At 37.5% G+C, this 19,384-nt stretch carries 17 protein-coding genes and 2 pseudogenes; all 19 read right to left on the reverse strand.

All coding sequences use genetic code 11. The features are described 5' to 3' along the window. Positions 1-23 precede the first annotated feature (23 nt). The 19 genes and pseudogenes from N824_RS24430 to N824_RS24520 all read right to left on the reverse strand — a co-directional run bounded on the left by N824_RS24430 (position 24) and on the right by N824_RS24520 (position 19,160). Positions 24-686 (reverse strand): DUF2461 domain-containing protein, encoded by a 663-nt coding sequence (locus tag N824_RS24430; protein ID WP_048907748.1) that lies wholly within the window; start codon positions 684-686, stop codon positions 24-26. After that, entirely contained in the window at positions 683-1,081 is a 399-nt protein-coding gene (locus N824_RS24435) for a DUF983 domain-containing protein (protein WP_048907749.1), read from the reverse strand. The genes N824_RS24430 and N824_RS24435 overlap by 4 nt, the downstream gene beginning before the upstream one ends. Continuing rightward, positions 1,065-1,319 carry a hypothetical protein gene (locus tag N824_RS24440; RefSeq protein ID WP_048907750.1) on the reverse strand — a complete coding sequence of 85 codons (255 nt, stop codon included), beginning with the start codon at positions 1,317-1,319 and terminating at the stop codon, positions 1,065-1,067. The genes N824_RS24435 and N824_RS24440 overlap by 17 nt, the downstream gene beginning before the upstream one ends. A 56-nt stretch (positions 1,320-1,375) precedes the next feature. Then, positions 1,376-1,948 (reverse strand): DUF420 domain-containing protein, encoded by a 573-nt coding sequence (locus N824_RS24445; RefSeq protein WP_048907751.1) that lies wholly within the window; start codon positions 1,946-1,948, stop codon positions 1,376-1,378. Positions 1,949-1,969: 21 nt separating this feature from the next. Continuing rightward, the gene (locus N824_RS24450) at positions 1,970-2,677 is read right to left on the reverse strand and encodes an SCO family protein (RefSeq protein WP_048907752.1); all 708 of its coding nucleotides are present in this window, start codon (positions 2,675-2,677) and stop codon (positions 1,970-1,972) included. Continuing rightward, positions 2,677-3,036, reverse strand: a complete 360-nt coding sequence (locus N824_RS24455; RefSeq protein ID WP_048907753.1) for a cytochrome C oxidase subunit IV family protein — start codon at positions 3,034-3,036, stop codon at positions 2,677-2,679. Before N824_RS24455 ends, N824_RS24450 begins: the two co-directional genes overlap by 1 nt. 20 nt (positions 3,037-3,056) lie before the next feature. Next, complete coding sequence (locus N824_RS24460; protein ID WP_084498445.1) at positions 3,057-3,674, reverse strand: cytochrome c oxidase subunit 3; 618 nt, start codon at positions 3,672-3,674, stop codon at positions 3,057-3,059. A gap of 121 nt (positions 3,675-3,795) precedes the next feature. Next, positions 3,796-4,386 carry a cytochrome c oxidase subunit 3 gene (locus N824_RS24465; protein WP_048907754.1) on the reverse strand — a complete coding sequence of 197 codons (591 nt, stop codon included), beginning with the start codon at positions 4,384-4,386 and terminating at the stop codon, positions 3,796-3,798. A gap of 6 nt (positions 4,387-4,392) precedes the next feature. Further along, positions 4,393-5,271 (reverse strand): heme o synthase, encoded by an 879-nt coding sequence (cyoE, locus tag N824_RS24470; RefSeq protein WP_048907755.1) that lies wholly within the window; start codon positions 5,269-5,271, stop codon positions 4,393-4,395. A gap of 11 nt (positions 5,272-5,282) precedes the next feature. After that, positions 5,283-6,347: a heme A synthase gene (locus tag N824_RS24475; RefSeq protein WP_048907756.1), complete on the reverse strand. Its 1,065-nt coding sequence runs from the start codon at positions 6,345-6,347 to the stop codon at positions 5,283-5,285. Positions 6,348-6,432: 85 nt separating this feature from the next. Further along, positions 6,433-8,322: a cbb3-type cytochrome c oxidase subunit I gene (locus N824_RS24480; protein WP_200869935.1), complete on the reverse strand. Its 1,890-nt coding sequence runs from the start codon at positions 8,320-8,322 to the stop codon at positions 6,433-6,435. Positions 8,323-8,342: 20 nt separating this feature from the next. After that, positions 8,343-9,584 (reverse strand): cytochrome c oxidase subunit II, encoded by a 1,242-nt coding sequence (locus tag N824_RS24485; protein WP_048907758.1) that lies wholly within the window; start codon positions 9,582-9,584, stop codon positions 8,343-8,345. A 68-nt stretch (positions 9,585-9,652) separates the two neighbouring features. Then, positions 9,653-10,867: a hypothetical protein gene (locus N824_RS24490; RefSeq protein WP_048907759.1), complete on the reverse strand. Its 1,215-nt coding sequence runs from the start codon at positions 10,865-10,867 to the stop codon at positions 9,653-9,655. A gap of 14 nt (positions 10,868-10,881) precedes the next feature. Beyond that, complete coding sequence (locus N824_RS24495; protein ID WP_306413930.1) at positions 10,882-11,472, reverse strand: cytochrome c; 591 nt, start codon at positions 11,470-11,472, stop codon at positions 10,882-10,884. Continuing rightward, positions 11,465-12,001 carry a DUF3341 domain-containing protein gene (locus N824_RS24500; protein WP_048907761.1) on the reverse strand — a complete coding sequence of 179 codons (537 nt, stop codon included), beginning with the start codon at positions 11,999-12,001 and terminating at the stop codon, positions 11,465-11,467. Before N824_RS24500 ends, N824_RS24495 begins: the two co-directional genes overlap by 8 nt. 2 nt (positions 12,002-12,003) lie before the next feature. Beyond that, positions 12,004-13,476, reverse strand: a complete 1,473-nt coding sequence (gene nrfD / locus N824_RS24505; protein ID WP_048907762.1) for an NrfD/PsrC family molybdoenzyme membrane anchor subunit — start codon at positions 13,474-13,476, stop codon at positions 12,004-12,006. A gap of 23 nt (positions 13,477-13,499) precedes the next feature. Further along, entirely contained in the window at positions 13,500-16,577 is a 3,078-nt protein-coding gene (locus N824_RS24510) for a TAT-variant-translocated molybdopterin oxidoreductase (protein ID WP_048907763.1), read from the reverse strand. A 47-nt stretch (positions 16,578-16,624) separates the two neighbouring features. Next, a pseudogene (locus tag N824_RS39335) lies at positions 16,625-17,877 on the reverse strand (c-type cytochrome). Positions 17,878-18,178: 301 nt separating this feature from the next. Next, positions 18,179-19,160, reverse strand: a pseudogene (locus N824_RS24520) (deoxyhypusine synthase family protein). Between the last annotated feature and the right edge of the window lie 224 nt (positions 19,161-19,384).

Below are 19,384 nucleotides of genomic sequence, written 5' to 3' on the forward strand. Positions count from 1 at the left end.
CGTATACGCGTTTTTCAATAAGTTTATTGCGCTACTGCGTTTCTCAAAAATAGAATAAAAGGATAAACACTTTCAAAAGCAGTTTTCAACTTATCAACGATTCCTGATTTTAGGAATTCATCATCCCTTAAGGGACACACGGCAATAAAGCTCTTAAGTTTTAGAAATTCTATTTGGGGATGATCTATATCGTAGCCTTTAGGGGCATTTTTTAACGTATCTTCCTGACTTAGCGTAAAAGTATTTTTAAACCTTTCCTCATCAATTATGCTCAGAAATTCTGAGGTATTGTAGTCTATCTCTTCTCTTATACTTTTTAAAACGGGAGCATCAGGCATCCAAAATCCAGCGCCAAGGAAACATTCTCCTGGCTGTATATGAAGATAATATCCAGGGCCATGTATGTTGCTACCTTTTATACTAAAAGAAATCCCAAAGTTATTCTTATATGGATCTTTATTTTTACTAAAACGAACATCCCTATAAATACGTAGCAGGCATTTTTTTGCTGGTGTATCAATTGGAAATTCAGGATCTATAGCTGCTAATTTGGGTATTAGCTGATCAATAAAAGCCAATACATCTGCTTTCGCAATTTCATATCTGCCCTTGTTTTCTGCGAACCATTCCCGGTTGTTGTTTTGAGCTACATCTTTAATAAAAGCGAGTGTTTCTGGCTTAATCATGGCTTGTCGTAATAGGCGTTATACTTTATTTTTGGAGAAAGCCAATGTAATAAAATCACCCGGGAATAACGATAATTGAACGGTGCCAAAATTAAACAACCTGTAAAGATTACAGTAAGATAAAGCCATAAAGATTCAAACTCGAGATTACCTCCTGAAAATACATATGTAGCTATACCTAATGCAATCATTTCTGCACAATTCATAGCATAGCTCACATACATGGCCGCGTAAAAATAGCCCGGCTCAATTTCAAAACGTTGACCGCAATGGGCACAAATTGTATTGGTGTGTTGTACATTAAAGCCATAAAGACTTCCCGTAAAGATATCGCCCCTCCTGCATTGAGGGCATTTACCGTGTACGAGTGCGTATAACTTAGACGTTTTCTGCATATCTAACAGTTCTTTTGCGATATTTTACATACCACAACACGCCCATTCCTGAGATTAGAAGATAAGGAATAGCCAAAAGATATAAAATACCTGAGTTTAAACCTTTTCCCTGAGTATTACCGTTCTTTACACTTTGTTCTGCACTTACAGTACACATGGCACATTGTGCATTCACATTATTTGACGATGATACTGTCAACAGGATCATAAAGAGGAAGATAACCGCTACCTTTTTCATGTTGCAAATATAAGCAAAGAAACTGTAACACATTTTAAGAATAGTCAGAAACCAGTCTAAAAATTGTAATAAGGTGATATCATCAGGTATACTATTACCCCAGTTACAGCAACATACAACCATACTGGATAAGCCCACCTAACAATTTTTTTGTGACGCTCTACCTGCATATTAAACCCTCTTAAAAAGCTCACAAGGATTAAGGGTAAAACAACAATAGCAAGAATAATGTGTGTAGCCAATATAAAGAAATAGATATAACGGGTTGATCCAACTGCGGCCAATTCAATTGCCGATAATACCCCGTTATGATCAACATCTCCATACTTAGTATCTTTTTCATAAAGGTGAAAAACGATATAAAAAAGAAGGAAGATTGCCGAAAGGATGAATGTGATCACATTCGTTACTTTATGAGCCTGTATGTTTTTCCTTTTTATGAAAATTAAAGACACAATAAGGAGTACTGCACAAGTTGCATTAATGCCTCCTATTATATGTGGAAATAGATAGATGAAAGATGGTGTAGGCTCTGGAGGTGGGACTAATTTTAACGCTATAACCACAAGTAACACAACCGCTGTTACAATCCATATTAATCTTAAAAAAAACTTATCATTAAAATTCATATTCTATCTATTTAGAACTTCTTATCTTCCGTCTCTGGAGTTTCTCAACTCCTCTGCCAGCAACACTTTAATTTCATCATCTAGCTTTGTTAAGGCCTCCTGACTTGTGGCCTCATAATAGCCTCTGATACGACGATGGCTATCAAGCAATACTAGCATATTGCTATGAATAAATTTCTTCTCAGCGCCAATCTTTTCTTGGTGAGCGTCCAAGGACAATCCTTTTTTTATCAATGTAGATAACTGCGTGCTATCTCCCGTTAGTAAATCCCATTTCCCTGCCTTTGCAGAAAGTGTCTTCGCATAACCTGCAAGTACATCCGGTTTATCAGTTTCAGGATCAATACTGATTCCTACAAAATTAACTGCTTTATTATGCTGATAGGTTTCATCAAAACCTTTCATAGCCCTGGTTGTAGCTCCAACACCATTCGCATCGCCTTTGGTATAAAACAGACTTAGTATTAAAATGTTGCTTCCATATTTACTCAAACTAACAGAATCTCCATTCTGATTAATCAACTTAAAATCATCTACTACATGGTAAATCGTATCGGGAATCTGCGTCCCTCTAACCGAGTGAAATGTAGCAGCAACTTCTTTATGTCCAAAAATAGGAAGCGGTCTGTATCTGTTTTTCCCTTTCTCCTGGAGTAAATAATACAAAAATCCTGGTACCGCTAATATGGTGACCAGGATTAATATTTTTTTTATTGGAGTACCCTTCATTAAACTAAAGGCATATGTAGGTGTAAGTAGCCGCCTTCAATTAACATCAAAACAATAAAGTAAAAGATAAAAATAAAAACGACAGTTAAAGAAACCTGAAGTCCTACCTTCTCGTATTTAAGGTGCATAAAGTATGCAACGATATAAAATGCWTTTAATAAAGTTAAGGCAATGTAAACAAAGTTACCTATATGCTGAGGCATATGGCCACCTGGTATAAGAACCAAAGCAATAATAAACTCAATTACTGTGATGGCAAGCAGGATACCAAATACCTGCCAAATTTTCTTTTTATCTAACCCCGCATGCTCACCATGTGCATGCTCGTCGTGAGAGTGATCTGTATGTATTTCTGACATAATATTTTAATTGAGTAAGATTAAACTAAATAGAAGAATGTAAACACGAATACCCAAACAAGGTCTACAAAGTGCCAGTATAAACCAACTTTTTCAACCATTAAGTAATGTCCGCGTTTTTCAAAAGTGCCATTAATAGTCATGCATAAGATGATGATATTAATTATCACTCCGCTAAATACGTGGAATCCGTGGAATCCTGTTATTGTAAAGAATAGATTTGAGAACTGAAGTGCAGATACTGTAGATACCTCACCGGTAAACAAATGATGTAGCGTTTCCATGGTTGGAATCTTTCCCCAGCCAAACCCCTCATGGAACAAATGCGTCCATTCTGCAGCCTGACAACCCAGGAACATTAAACCACCTATAATAGTAGCAATCATCCACCACACTACTTCCTTTTTAGAGCGTCTGTGACCAGCCTCTACTGCAAGTACCATAGTTACCGAGCTCATGATCAAAATAAACGTCATAATACCCACAAATACAAGTGGAGCACCACTATCGGTTATGCCTGGAATAGATTGGAAAACCAAATCCGGATCTGGCCACGTAAATTTACTGAAGCGCTGCGCTCCATAATAGATCAATAATGACGAAAATGTGAATGCATCAGAAACCAGAAAAAACCACATCATTATTTTGCCATACTCTACTGACCACGGCGAGCGGCCCCCACTCYATNKWGTRGKTWTTANNTGANKYTWATTKTGATAATGAACTCATTTTGTAAATAGTAATAGTTTGTTAAAAAATCTAACTGTTCAAAAGTAAAAAAACATACAGATATATCCATAATATATCTATAAAATGCCAAAATATAGAAGCAATTTCCATCCGGTACTTGCGTGTTTCTATCGGCATTTCTTTATAAGCCCCAATTAGGGCATTCAATACAATACATAAACCTGCAAAAATGTGCAGTAAGTGGAAACCAGAAACCACATAAATAACAGAAATAGCAGCATTATTATTTACCATTGCTGCTCCGCTGTGGTATAAGCTCGACCATGCTTCTACCTGCAGGTAACCAAATACTAATCCAAGGGCAATAGTACACCACAAGAACAATCTTTGCTTTTGAATTTGCCCATTCCTTAGCGCTCTTGATGCCAGGAATAAACAGATACTGCTGCCTATTAATGCAGCTGTACTATACATGAAAACATCAGGCAGTACCAAACCATGGCCTTTACCTTTTGAGGCTGCAAAAACAATGTAATAACTTGTCCAACCCCCAAACATAATAGTCGAGGAAACCACAAACAACCAGATCACAAACTTCTTAGGTTTGGTATCTATAGGTGCTGCAGACTTCATATCCTCTTTATTTAATGTGTGTACCATCTTAAATTATTTAGCTATAAAATCAAAAAATAAAATCACCTGCACTAACGGAAGATAGAAGAAGGAACAAAACATTACCTTCCTTGCACTTGCCAAATCCATATTAACCCACATTTTAAATGCCAACCATGCAAATACTAATCCCGCAATTAATGATACCCCAGCTATATAATAGCCACCAAATCCATAGAATGTTGGCAACAAACTAACCGGAATTAATATTAACGTGCTGATAAATGTTATAAATGCGCTTGCCTTATCTCTTTTAGTAGTAGGCAACAATCTAAATCCAGCTTTTTTGTAATCATCATCAAGTACCCAGGCGATAGACCAGAAATGAGGAAACTGCCATACAAACTGTACAAGGAAAAGTATCACTGCAATTTCATCAATCTTTCCATGAGCAGCCACGTAACCAATTAGTGGAGGCAAAGCTCCCGGAATGGCACCAACAAATACAGCGATAGGCGATTTACGCTTTAAAGGAGTGTAGGCAAAGGCATATAAAAATATTGAAAACACGGATAGTAATCCCGTTTCGATATTTAATTTACCTAGTAACCATGTTCCCAGCATTCCCATTACCAAGCCCGAGACCAAGCCCTGACCTGTGGTCATATGTCCGGCAGGCATTGGACGATCCTTGGTTCTCGTCATTAACTTATCCAGATCAACCTCTATTACTTCATTAAAGCAATTAGCTGCAGATGTAACCAGGAACCCTCCAGCTATTAAAATAAGCCATTTCGTCCAGTCTATTCCAGGAACAACTCCGGCGATTTCAACCTGCGACCCAATTAAAAAGGTAACTGATGCAGAAAACACAACCAGAAAGGTGAGTCTGAATTTAATGAGCTTAGAAAAATCTGTTAGAAACTGTTTCAAATTATATATTATTAATGCTCTTGGTTGTAAGTATCCGTTTTGTAAACTAACAAATACAGATAGTATTGCAGACTAAATAGTAGGGTTGAAAATAAAATGTGTAATGCCTGAGCGTAAGGTGGCAATGCAAAGTTCGATAATATTAATCCAGTTAGTATCTGAATAATCAAAACAACTGCTATAGAATTGGCTACCATCAAAGCAGTAGCTTTACCATTAAATCTATCTTTAACAAGCTTGTATATAATGATGTTCAATATAAGCACAACCATAGCCGAATCTCTATGATAAGAAAAGATCTTGCCTACCCTGGTTAACCAGCTTTCGCGATCATTATACATCAGAGCTTTTGAAACTGCATCAACAGCCTCCCTTACTTCCGTTCCTAAAACAATTTGCAGTACACTTACCACTATGGCTAAAAAGATTAAAACCTTTAACCAGACAACCTTAGCCATAACTATGGTTACTGCCTTATGCATCTGTTGTGCATAATTATAAGTATAAACCAAGATGGCCAGAATTACTAAAGCCAATAACATATGTACCGTAACAATCCAGGGAACCAGATTGGTAGACACAACTATTGAACCTAACCATGCCTGAAAGGCAACCACTACCAGATTCAACCAGCTTAAAACTACTATACGTTTAGCTGTTTTACGATAGGCAAAAGAATAGATAACTAATCCAACCAATAAAAACCCGGTTGCAGCACCCATCAAACGATTTAAATATTCGGTCCAGGTTTTTGCTACATTAAAGGTCTCTGGCTGTAAGATAGATTCATCATGTCTTATGCTATCTGCCAGGTGCCCTTTACCTAACTTATCAAGTGTTTTAGCAAAACGTTCGTTCTTTACAACACGTTCAGCTACATACTTTTCTTTGTAATCAGCAGGTAACTGTGAAGCTGAGGTTGGAGGTACATATTGATCAAAGCACTTTGGCCAATCCGGACATCCCATACCAGACCCTGTACTACGTACTATCCCCCCCGCCAAAATTAGCAATAAGGTTACAACTATCGTTATAAGGTTTAGCCTGATAAATCTCTTCTCAGATTTAGGAACCATGGTGTGTATTAGATTTAAAAAAAATGAGGTATCTGTTGTAAGTATTTACCTACTGCAGATACCCCATCATATTATAAACTATATGCTAGTCTAATTTTGTTCTGCCTGCAGCTTCTTCTTTCTCTTCCCATTCTCTCTGTATACGCTCAGCTTCAGCGTTTCCTTCAAAATCATGTGGCATATTAGAGCTCATAGTTTGAGAGAAAGGCACAGTTTGAGGAATAAAATCTTCTTCAGCCCCTGGCTTACTATAGTCATATGGCCAACGATAAACAGTTGGAATCTCACCTGGCCAGTTACCGTGTAACCGCTCTACAGGAGTTGTCCACTCTAATGTATTCGCACCCCAAGGGTTTTGAGACGATACTTTGCCCTTGAAAATAGAATAGAAGAAGTTAAATAAGAACGCAACCTGAGCTAATGCAGCAATAATTGCAGACCATGTAACTAAAATATTTACCGTAACCCATTTCTGCATAAACTCAAACTCAGTAAATGCATAGTAACGACGTGGAACCCCGTCAAGACCTAAGAAGTGTAGTGGGAAGAACACCAAATAAGCACAAATAAATGTGATCCAGAAGTGTAAATAACCAAGTTTACTATTCATTAATCTTCCAAACATTTTAGGGAAGTAATGATAAACGCCTGCAAGCATACCAAATATTGCAGCAGATCCCATTACAAGGTGGAAGTGAGCAATAACGAAGTAAGTATCATGCAAGTTAATATCTAAAGATGCGTTACCCAGGAATATACCAGTTAAACCACCTGAGATAAAGAATGATACCATACCAATAGCAAACAACATAGCTGGGGTAAATCTGATATTACCTCTCCATAGCGTAGCTAACCAGTTGAATGTTTTAACTGCCGAAGGAACTGCAATAATCAAAGTAGTGATCATAAACACACCGCCTAATAATGGGTTCATACCCGTTACAAACATGTGGTGACCCCAAACGATGAATGATAATATAGTAATACCGATTAGTGAATAAATCATGGCATGGTAACCAAAGATTGGCTTTCTTGAATTCACTGACATAATCTCTGAAGACAATCCCATTGCAGGCATAATTACAATATATACCTCAGGGTGGCCCAGGAACCAGAATAAGTGTTGCCATAAGATTGGTGATCCACCTTCGTTTGGCAATACCTGAGTCCCCATAACAATATCAGAAAGATAGAAACTTGTTCCAAAGCTACGGTCAAATACTAACAATACAACACCTGCAACTAATACAGGGAAAGATAAGATACCTAAAACAGCTGTTAAGAAAAATGCCCAGATTGTTAGTGGCATTTTCCACAGATCCATTCCCTTAGTACGCATATTTAAGATAGTACTCACATAGTTGATACCACCCATTAAAGATGATGCAACGAAAAGTACCATACTGATTAACCATAAGGTCATACCTAAACCTGAACCACTAATGGCAGTTGGCAATGCAGATAATGGCGGATAAACCGTCCATCCCGCACTTGCCGGTCCTGTTTGTATAAAGAATGAACTCATCATGATCACACATGCAGTAAAGAAGAACCAGTATGAAAGCATGTTAAGGAATGGCGACGCCATATCCCTTGCTCCAATTTGTAGGGGGATCAATAAGTTACTAAAAGTACCGCTCAAACCAGCTGTTAATACAAAGAATACCATGATGGTACCATGTATGGTTACTAATGCTAGGTAAAAGTCGGGTTTTATCCTACCACCTTCAGCCCATTTACCTAGAAATGTTTCTAAAAGAGGGAAACTTTTATCTGGCCATGCTAATTGTATACGGAACAATATAGATAAGCCCATTGCTATAACAGCCATGATAATACCAGTTATCAAAAACTGCTTAGCGATCATCTTGTGATCCTGACTAAAGACGTACTTCGTTAAAAAAGTCTCTTTGTGATGACCATGATCATCATGGCTATCGTGGTTATGTGTATCGTGTAATGATATAGTTGACATAATGTGCTATTCCAGTATTGTTATTTTTTTAAAGCTATTTGATTCGTTTTAACTGCAGAAGTATCTTTTGCAGCTGTATCAGCAGGAGCTGTAGCAGCTGGTTCACTTGCAGGAGCCGAAGCTACAGGCAAATTAAATTGCTTCCTTAAATCATCAGTTAGGTATGTTGGCAATTCAGCAACCCATGCGTCATACTCGGCTTGTGAAACGACTTTAACCTCTCTTTGCATTTTGTAGTGACCATCACCACAAATCTTATTACATAAGAACAAATATTTAAACTTAGGATCATTTGTTTTAGCTTTCATCTCCTCCGTAGTAATTGTAGGAGTGAATTCAAAATATGACGTCATACCTGGCACAGTATTCAACTGAACTCTAAAATGTGGCATATAAAAACTGTGGATCACATCTTTACTGGTAAGAATCAAACGAACCGGCTTATTAACTGGAATAACCATTACTTCTGCAAGTTGATCATCCAATGTCTTTTTATCTTTAAAATCAATACCCAGAGCATTGTCTGAAGTAATTAATTTATAATTTTTAAGTCCTACCACACCATCAGCACCTGCGTAACGAATCGCCCAGGCAAACTGAGATGAAGTAATCTCAATACTGATAGGCTTGTTGTTAGGATCTTCAACTTTATAGAATATAGATCTCCACGTAAGGAATCCCATAAGTACAAGAACTGTTAGAACTAACGCCGGAATGATTGTCCAGATACGCTCAATAGTATTGTTGTGAGGATAGTAATAAGCTTTTCTTTTTCCGCTGTGTTTGTAGAAATAAGCAAAAGCAAATAAAAGTATGTGTGTAACAATGAAAACAATGGTTGTAAGAATCAATGTAATATTAAACATCTGATCTATCTTTTTACCATGCTCAGAAGCAGCTTCAGGTAAGATCATGTTCCCATGAACTGTATATTCCCAATACACGCCATATAAACCTACAATAAGGAATAAGGCGAATAAACCTCCGTTTATTGCATCCCAGTTAATTCCTTTTGGTTTATCCTGTGCCTCACGGGTCAATTCATAAACCTTTAATGCCTTACCAACTATTGCTACAAATAAGCAAACCAGTAAAAATGCAAGAACATAGAACGTCGCGGTTTTATAAACCGGCCCCATATCAACAGGTTTCTCTGCTGTTGCAGCGGCAGCCTGCGCAAACGCGCTTGTATTCGCAAATGCAGTTACAATCACTGCTAGTGCCGCTATTGTTTTATTACTTATTAATTTTCTTAGACTCATTTTCTTAAAAGTAGTAACACTGTACTTCTATTATACTATTATTTATTATATCCTATCCAGATCACCTATTACAAATGGTGATTTAAACTTTCTTGTAAAAATGGATGGTTCTTTGCGATCAAAGGCTTTTTACTTAACCCATTTAAAACGGTAAAGGTAAACAAACCTACAAAACCTATCGCTGTACCGATTTCAATGATACCAAAACCATGGTGCTCTTCTACAGTTCCAGGCATGATCATTTGGTAATAATCAACCCAGTGACCACACAATACAATGATCGACACTGTAAGTAAAATATTTTCTTGTCTTTTATTATCTCTGTCCATTAACAGCAATAATGGCGCAAGGAAGTTTAAGATTAAATTCAGGTAGAACCAAAATTCATAGTTATCAAACCTTTTGTAAAAATATACAGTCTCCTCAGGCATATTTGCATAGTAGATAAGCAAGAACTGAGCGAACCAGACATAAGTCCAGAAGATAGAGAAACCAAAGATAAACTGACCTAAGTTGTGTAAGTGACTATTGTTTACCCAAGCCATATAACCTGATTTCCTTAACAAGATAAGGATAATAGCGATAGTAGCTAAACTGCTAACCCACATTGCTGCGAAGTTATACCAGCCGAACATAGTAGAGAACCAGTGTGCTTCAAGTGACATTACAGTATCAAAAGCAAATATTGGAGTAGTAAATCCGTAGATTACAAGAAATACACAAGAATATTTAAAGCTCTTTCTGTAAGAATTCAAGCCCCCTTCTAAATCTTCATTATTAGATAATCTGGCAAGTAATAATGCAAAAAAACTATATACACCCAGGAAGATTACCTGACGAGCCATAAAGAAAGGCACATTTAAAAATGCTGATTTACCTTTTATTAATTTATCAAAGTTTTCGCTGTTAGGATCTGTTAAGCCCGGAGCGTTCCAGTGATGATATAAATTATGCGTATATAAACCTGCAGCCATAACAGCAATTAAAATAACTACCGCAATTGGTAGTGCTTTAGCCATTGCCTCAGGTACACGTAGTATTGAAGCAGACCAACCTGCTTGTGCTACAAATTGAACAGCTAAAAAGAATGCGCCCGACATGCAGACACAAGCGAAGTAATAAGCCATTAATAACAGGTTAGCAAAAGTACGCTCGTGAAGCGCCTCAGCTGAAAAGCCATAGCCTATAGCCAATAATCCTATTACTATAGCGATTATGCTTAGGTTTTTTGCTTTACCTGTAAACTCAAACTGCTCAGTTAAATTATAATTATGAGTTCCCATTTATTTCTTCTTTTCTATTTTGCTTTTTGTAATTGTTGTACATAAAGTACTACTTTCCATCTCTCTTCAGGTGATAATTGAGATGCGTATGAACCCATCATGTTAACACCATATTTAATTGTATGATAAATCTTACCTGCGGATAGATCTTTCATTAAACCGCCTCTTGAAGAGGTTTTCTCAGGATCATGAAATGATGGAACACCATTAATTTTTTCCAATTTAACAAGGTGACCTTGTCCATCACCTTCTTTACCATGGCAAGGTGAGCAAAATGCATTAAATAAATGCTGACCTTGTAAAAGATTCTGTTCAGTTAATGGTAAACTGTTTATCAATTTAACACCAGCTTCTTCATAACCTTCTTTTGTATTTGGATAAACATCTTCCTCAACAAATCCAACCGGAGCGGTATGTTTCGGTGGAGTTTGCGCGGTTTGTCCATTTGCAAAGTTCTTATTTGCCTGATCCGGGTTATAAGCAATCGGATCATACATATTCCTTGCGTATTCTAAACCCGTACTACGTTTATCTCTGCATGCTGAAAAAATAACAGCGGTGGCAAGAATACAAAACGAGGTTAAAACTACTTTATTCCTATTCATAGCTAACATACTTCCTTTCATTATACTTTACTTCTAAAGCACCAGCTTCTTTTAATAAATCATCTATCTTACTGTGCTCTGCATTTTCTTTTGCATCAATAGCAATAATAAACCTGTCATTTGTTGCTCTTAAATCCATTACTCTTGGAGCTCTTCCCGGAAACAGATGGGTTGAAGCATAGTAAGAACCAACCAAACCAAAAGCACAAAATAAGATGGTAAGCTCAAACGTAATTGGAATAAAATCCGGTAAGGCGAAATGCGGTTTACCACCAATGTTAATTGGCCAATCATACGCTGCAGCAAAGTACACAAATGACAACATGGTCATTGTACCAGTAATTCCAAAAAAGAAAGCTGCTATATCCAACCTTGAGCGTTTAACACCAAGCTTTGCCTCAATACCGTGGATTGGCATAGGTGTATAAACATCATGTATCTTAATGTTATTATCCTGCAATTTTTGAATTCCATGCATCATTTCATCAGGATCACCAAAACTGCCTAAAATATATTTGATATTATTCATTGTTATATTTTTGCGTAATCTTCTTGTTTAACACTATCAAATTTCTCTAAAGACTCAATGTATTCTGCTACATGTTCTTTTTCAAGATGTCCTTCTTTAATCTGCTCCAGTTTAGCTTGCTCACTAGCACTCTTAAGTAAGAGTTTAACCTCTGCTATCGCAATAGAAGGTAATACTCTTAAGAACAATAAGAACAACGTAAAGAACACACCTATTGATCCTACGAACACACTTACGTCAACCCAAGATGGATAGAACATAGCCCAGCTCGATGGTAGGTAATCACGGTGTAATGAAGTTACAATGATTACGAAACGCTCAAACCACATACCTATATTTACTACAATAGATAAGATCCAGGTTGCTGCAATACTGGTACGGATCTTTTTGAACCATAACAACTGTGGAGAAATCACGTTACATGTCATCATCATCCAGTATGCCCACCAGTAAGGTCCTGTTGAACGGTTGATGAAAGCATATTGTTCATATTCAGAACCTGAATACCAGGCAATGAAGAACTCTGTTAAGTAAGCAACACCTACGATAGATCCAGTTAAGATGATGATTTTATTCATCGACTCAATGTGGAACATGGTGATATAGTTCTCAAGGCCTAATACTTTACGTGCAACCAATAATAAGGTTAACACCATCGCAAATCCTGAGAAGATCGCCCCTGCCACGAAATAAGGAGGGAAGATTGTAGTGTGCCATCCTGGAATTACTGAAGTTGCAAAGTCCATAGATACAATCGTGTGTACAGAAAGTACCAGAGGTGTAGAAATACCTGCTAAGATGATAGATACAGCCTCAAATCGTTGCCATGTCTTAACATTTCCAGCCCATCCGAATGACATGATTGAATAAACTTTACGTCTTAATCCGGTTGCACGGTCACGAATAGTCGCGATATCAGGTAAAAGACCTGTATACCAGAATAAAAGTGATACCGAGAAATAAGTAGAGATCGCAAACATATCCCAAACTAGCGGAGAGTTAAAGTTAACCCAAAGTGATCCGAACTGATTTGGTAAAGGAAGTACCCAATATGCTAACCATGGTCTACCCATGTGAGATACAACATATGTAGCCGCGCAAATAACGGCAAATATAGTCATCGCCTCAGCAGAGCGGTTAATAGAGTTGCGCCAGTTCTGACGGAAGAGTAATAATACCGCCGAAATCAACGTTCCTGCGTGACCAATACCTACCCACCATACGAAACCGGTGATATCCCAAGCCCATCCTACTGTTTTATTTAAACCCCATGCTCCGATACCGAACCAAAAGGTATACCCCACAGCTACTACCCAAAGGGTAGCACCGCAAAGTGCAATTATAAATCCAATCCACCATGCCCTGTTAGGCTTATTCTCAACTGGCATTAAAATATCGTCCGTAATTTTTGCATACGTGATATTCTTGCCGGTGATTAATGGTTCTCTTAATATTGATTCGTTATGTCCTGACATAATTTATTTTCTTTAATATCAGCTTACGCTTGTACTGTTGTATCTGTATTTCTAATTTTTGTCATATAACCTATACCCGGTTGTACGTTTATCTCTTCTAAAACATAGTAAATACGTTCACTACGTAATGCTTTAGATACTTCCGAGTTAGGATCGTTGCCATCTCCAAAGATGATTGCATTGGCAGAACAAGCTTGCTGACAAGCCATTTTGATATCCCCATCTTTCAACGGGCGTTTTTCAATTTTAGCTTGTAATTTACCTGCTTGAATACGCTGAATACACATAGAGCATTTCTCCATAACACCTCTTGAACGTGTAGTTACATCAGGGTTAAGAACCAACTGAGTAAATTCATTATTCAAGTAGTTATCGAAGCGTGAATCATTCCAGTAGTTAAACCAGTTGAAACGACGTACTTTATATGGACAGTTGTTTGCACAGTAACGTGTACCTACACAACGGTTATAAGCCATGTGGTTCAAGCCATCTGATGAGTGTACTGTTGCCAATACCGGACAAACAGTCTCACAAGGAGCATGATCACAATGCTGACAAAGCATTGGCTGATGTACTACAGAAACGTTATCAAGGTTATCTAAATGAGCAATTTCTTTCTCTTTAGTTACTGAATTGATACCATTTCCATGTTCGCCATGAGCATGTGCCTCTTCTGCATGACCTTCACCTTCAACATTGAAGCTGTAATAACGGTCAATACGAATCCAGTGCATCTCTCTACGTCTGCGCACTTCTGTTTTACCTACAACCGGAATGTTATTTTCCACGTTACAAGCAACAATACAAGAACCACAACCAGTACAAGCATTCAAATCGATTGCCATAACCCAGTTGTTACCTGGCTTCTCATATTTATCCCACAGATCGTAAGTTTTATGTTTTGCGTGGTCATTACCTGAACCAGCAGCCGGATTCTTTTTGTATTCTGTAAAAGTAGCTTCGCGAATAATATTTCTACCCTCAAAAGAGTGGTGAGTTTGCGTTTGAGCCAGCTCTTCAGTTTTTCCTGTTCCAGAAAGCTTAACGGTAGTTGCATACTTAGAAGTACCATTAGTAAAGCTGACAAATGGATAAGCATTTTTACCAACGTTATCTCCAGCTTTACCAACCTTTGTACGTCCGTAACCTAAAGCAACAGAAGCTGTTCCCTGAGCTTGTCCTGGCTGAATAAGCACAGGTAACTCAATTTCATAACCTTTATCGTCTTTTATCGAAACAATATCAAACTCTTTAAAGCCTAATTCTTTAGCAAATTTAGGTGCTAAGGCAATGTAATTATCCCAGGTTACTTTAGAAACAGGATCAGGTAGTTCTTGTAAGAATGCATTGTTTGCATGTTTACCGTCTCTCATCGGAATACTTTCGTAAACCTGTAATTCGATATCTTTCGCCAAAGCCTTGCTGTTATTTACAATCGAAGGTATTACAGCTGCAAGCGATAAGCTAAATGTATATGTGCCGGCAGGTTTTAATGCCGAAGCAAAAACACCTGTTTGCAATACATCTTGCCATGTTTTACCTAAAGCAGGTAAAATACTTTTTTCCCAGTTATTACGTACATACTGATAATATTCTTTAACCGGACCGTTAGACCAGATTAAAAGACTTTCCTCAGCCTGACGTGAGTTAAACACAGGGTTGATGGTTGGCTGTACAATTGAATAATATCCTTCATATGCGTTAGCATCACCCCACGACTCTAAATAGTTATGGTTAATGGCAATTACATTACATAATGTTGAAGTCTCATCTTTTCTGTCAGAGAAAGAAACTTTTAAACCAACTTTAGCTAATCCATCAGTAAATCCTTTAGCATTTGCAACGTCATAAGCAGGGTTGCTATCTAAGAAAAATACTGCAGCAACCTCGCCTCTGTTCATCTCGTTGATAAACTCAGCAAATTCTGCGTCATTACCAGCGTAACGTTTACAAGGGTTATCAAGATCTATAGTAGTACCGTAGCTACCAATTGCCGAGTTAATTGCATTTACCAATATTTGGGTAGATACATCATTCGAACCTGAAACTACAAGTGACTTTCCTTTATTTTGTAATAATTCTTTAGCTATTAATTTAAGTGCTTTATCAGCAGTAACATTATTAGGTAAAGCAGCACCCGATAAAGCGTTTCCTGTAATTGCGTTATATAAAGCAATTAAAGCAGGTCCTTCTTCTGATAATTTAACCGGAACACGGGTATCTGCGTTTGTTCCTGTTAAGCTCATTCCGGCTTCGAATTGGAAGTGGCGAGACATCTTACCAGCTTTCAAAGATTTGTGATCTCTATTCGAAACGTACTGTGAAGTAAATTCTTCTCCGCTAATCCAGGTACCTAAAAAGTCTGCTCCGAAACTTACAATCAGATCAGCCTTGTCAAAGTTATATTTAGGAATAACAGCTTTACCAAAGCTATTTTCATTTGCTTTAATAATACCTGTATAAGAAACAGCATCATACTGAACATGCTTAGTAGTAGGATAAGCAGTTGTAAAATCAGCGACAACCGCTTTAGTAGAAGGGCTGCTTACTGAAGATGAAACAATACGAATTTTCTTTCCTGAAGCCTGAGCCTTATTTAACTCTGCCTGTACAAACTTATCAATCTCAGCCCAGTTACTCTCTGCATCTTTTAATACAGGAGCTTTAAGTTTTGAAACATCATAAAGATCCAATACAGAAGCCTGCGCCTGAGCATCGGTACCACAATTAAACGTTCCTGCATTAGGATTTGGTTCAATTTTAATTGGTCTTCCCTCTCTTGTTTTAACTAAAACACTTTGTCCGTTAAAACTTGAAACATAGTAGTTCGGTATACCCGGAACTACCTCTTCAGGTTTAACCAAGTAAGGAATTGATTTGTGAACAGGAGCAGTTTGACAAGCTGCCAGTGTTACCGCCCCTAACCCAAAGCCTAAAGCTTTTAAAAAGTCACGGCGTGGAGTTACTGTACTTAACCCTGCTTCATTTAAAACATCTTCTATTGGAAGTGGCTCAGCAAATTCGTTTTTGTTATTTTCAACAAAATCCGGAGTGTTTTTATACTCTTCTAAGCCTTTCCAGTATTTTTTATTGCTTTCCATTTAAGCTATATTACTGTTTATCGAACGTTCTTTTTATTAAACTCTAATTAATAGTGGCACTTACCACATTCTAAACCACCCAAAGCTGCTGGAGTGATTTTCTCACCTTTCTTGATTTTCTCATGCGCTTCAATGATCTTATCATAGAATGCATTTCCTTTAACTTCAAGCTTGGTGTCTTTATGACAGTTAACACACCATTTCATGGTAAGTGGAGAGTATTGATATATCTCTTCCATTGTATCAACCGGACCATGACATGCAAAGCAAACAGGCTCATTAGGTTTCAAACCTTTCTCTTTTCTGATAGCTTCTTCACCTACAACTACGTGTTGAGAGTGATTAAAGTAAGCGAAGTCAGGAAGGTTGTGAACACGAACCCATTCAACTGGTTTCTCTTTTGAGTGATCATAAGTCATCGTTGCCGGATCATATCCAAGGGCAGTATAGATCTTTTGAATCTCTGGTGAAATCTCGCCATCATACTTCTCTGTTGCCTGTACTGATTTGTGACAGTTCATACAAACATTCAAAGATGGAATGGTTGAATTTTTCGATTTAAATGCACCAGCATGGCAATACTGACAATCAATTTGATTGGTACCAGCGTGCAACTCATGCGAGAACTTGATCGGTTGTACCGGTTGGTAACCAGTATGAACACCTGTATCCCACATACCCATCCAGCCAAATGAACCTAAGGTTATAATTAAGCCCAGGATGAAGARMNAAKANNAWTTTNCTTSWTCYTRRRNTNAATNTNWTAANCNASCTRWNAYCKRAAGARASKCNTRTMKKSWTCTGCAAGAACAACTCCTTGTTTTTGAAGTATCAAACGCTCTAACATTTTTATCGCACGACCTAAAACGATCAATACAATAATAGATATCAGGATAATTGCGGCAACCCCTGCGATTGAAAAACTGGAAACACCTTCAGAAGCACTTTCTGTTGCTGCTTTATCTCCTTCTTTCTTAGGCTCACCTGCTTTAGCGTAAGCTATAATGTTTTTAATTTGATCATCAGTCAAACGTGGAAATGTTGTCATCTCCGCAGCTGAGAACTTAGAAGCCTCGATAGCTTGTTTGTCTCCTGCATCAACTAACGCTTTCCAGTTTCTGATCCACTTGATTGCAAAAGCTTCATCAAGCTCATTAAGTTTTGCTGTTAATGCCGGACCAGTACTGTTACGATCTAACTGGTGACAAGAATTACAATTATCCTTAAATAGTTTGCGGCCCTCTACTACATCTTGTGCCTGTGTTGCAGAAACGATTAAAACAGATAGAGCCGTAAACATGAATGCCGACTTCCAAACTCTTCTAACGATCAATGAGATATCCCTCATAATGAGTATTTTATGCTATTTTTTAAAAAACTTTATAAACGTAATTGGCTTTTAAACTTAGGTCCTTCACCAAAACGTCCACAAAAGTAAAATTTATTAACTTACCAATGACAAATAAATGACAGTAAATACAATTTATAATCAATCTAAATAGTTCGTTTTTTATGCTTTAAACGACGAAAATCAGCAACTTTTTAAAAATCACTGATTCCATTTTAAGTCCTACTTTCAAAGCAGGACTTGTTAATTTAAATTACATTTTTAATATCCATGCAAAGATCAGTGGCGCCACTATAGTCGCATCAGATTCTACAATGAATTTCGGTGTATTTATATCTAACTTACCCCAGGTAATTTTTTCATTAGGAACTGCCCCTGAATATGAGCCGTATGAAGTTGTCGAATCAGAGATCTGACAGAAGTAGCTCCAGAATGGAATGTTCTCCATTTCCATGTCCTGATACAACATTGGGACCACACATATAGGAAAATCTCCAGCTATGCCACCACCTATCTGAAAGAATCCAATTCCTTTGCCATCGCTGTTTTTGATATACCAATCTGCTAACCAACCCATGTACTCWATMCNMASWMTTCATGGTAGTTGCTTTAACTTCTGATTTCATCACATAAGACGCAAAGATGTTACCCATTGTAGAATCTTCCCATCCCGGAACAACAATTGGCAAATTTTTTTCTGCCGCTGCCAGCATCCATGAATTCTTAGGATCAATTTCATAGTATTGTTCCAAATCTCCGCTTAACAACATTTTATACATAAACTCATGCGGAAAATAACGTTCTCCTGCACTGTCTGCATCTTTCCAGATTTTATAAATATGTTTTTGCAATCTGCGAAATGCTTCTTCTTCAGGAATGCAAGTGTCGGTAACACGATTATAATGGTTCTCTAATAAATCCCATTCATCCTGAGGGCTTAAATCGCGGTAGTTAGGTACTCGTTTATAATGTGAGTGCGCAACAAGGTTCATAATATCTTCTTCCAGATTCGCACCTGTACATGAAATAATTGATACTTTGTCCTGACGAATCATCTCAGCCAGTGAAATTCCCAATTCAGCGGTACTCATCGCGCCAGCAAGCGTGATCATCATTTTACCACCTTCATCTAAGTGCGTTTCATATCCCTTAGCAGCATCCATCATTGCGGCTGCATTAAAATGGAGATAATTACGCTCCATGAATTGAGATATAGGTCCTCTTGTTGTACTCATTTTGATCTAAATTTTGTTGCCGCAAAAATAGGCAAATAATCTTAATGCCCTAATTGTACTTCACCTCTACTTAAAAACCGGCATAACCACCTGCTTTATCTAAAGTAAGATTATAGCGTAACGATGCAAACAACACTGTTTTTCTTCAAATAACGCCCTTTTCTCGTCTTGTAAAAATCTAGTTAGGATAAGTTCCAAACTTTGGGTTTCAAATTCAAACACTG

Source organism: Pedobacter sp. V48 (assembly GCF_000523515.1).
GTDB lineage: Bacteria > Bacteroidota > Bacteroidia > Sphingobacteriales > Sphingobacteriaceae > Pedobacter.

Excerpts from the sequence above, each read along its gene's own strand:
- N824_RS24480 (WP_200869935.1), bottom strand. The coding sequence starts at position 8,322 with ATGTCAACTATATCATTACACGATACACATAACCACGATAGCCATGAT.
- N824_RS24465 (WP_048907754.1), bottom strand. The coding sequence starts at position 4,386 with ATGGTACACACATTAAATAAAGAGGATATGAAGTCTGCAGCACCTATA.
- N824_RS24460 (WP_084498445.1), bottom strand. The coding sequence starts at position 3,674 with ATGTGGTTTTTTCTGGTTTCTGATGCATTCACATTTTCGTCATTATTG.
- N824_RS24440 (WP_048907750.1), bottom strand. The coding sequence starts at position 1,319 with ATGAAAAAGGTAGCGGTTATCTTCCTCTTTATGATCCTGTTGACAGTA.
- N824_RS24500 (WP_048907761.1), bottom strand. The coding sequence starts at position 12,001 with ATGAATAATATCAAATATATTTTAGGCAGTTTTGGTGATCCTGATGAA.
- N824_RS24445 (WP_048907751.1), bottom strand. The coding sequence starts at position 1,948 with ATGAATTTTAATGATAAGTTTTTTTTAAGATTAATATGGATTGTAACA.
- N824_RS24475 (WP_048907756.1), bottom strand. The coding sequence starts at position 6,347 with ATGGTTCCTAAATCTGAGAAGAGATTTATCAGGCTAAACCTTATAACG.
- nrfD (WP_048907762.1), bottom strand. The coding sequence starts at position 13,476 with ATGTCAGGACATAACGAATCAATATTAAGAGAACCATTAATCACCGGC.
- N824_RS24485 (WP_048907758.1), bottom strand. The coding sequence starts at position 9,584 with ATGAGTCTAAGAAAATTAATAAGTAATAAAACAATAGCGGCACTAGCA.
- N824_RS24430 (WP_048907748.1), bottom strand. The coding sequence starts at position 686 with ATGATTAAGCCAGAAACACTCGCTTTTATTAAAGATGTAGCTCAAAAC.
- N824_RS24490 (WP_048907759.1), bottom strand. The coding sequence starts at position 10,867 with ATGGGAACTCATAATTATAATTTAACTGAGCAGTTTGAGTTTACAGGT.
- N824_RS24495 (WP_306413930.1), bottom strand. The coding sequence starts at position 11,472 with ATGAATAGGAATAAAGTAGTTTTAACCTCGTTTTGTATTCTTGCCACC.
- N824_RS24435 (WP_048907749.1), bottom strand. The coding sequence starts at position 1,081 with ATGCAGAAAACGTCTAAGTTATACGCACTCGTACACGGTAAATGCCCT.
- N824_RS24510 (WP_048907763.1), bottom strand. The coding sequence starts at position 16,577 with ATGGAAAGCAATAAAAAATACTGGAAAGGCTTAGAAGAGTATAAAAAC.
- N824_RS24450 (WP_048907752.1), bottom strand. The coding sequence starts at position 2,677 with ATGAAGGGTACTCCAATAAAAAAAATATTAATCCTGGTCACCATATTA.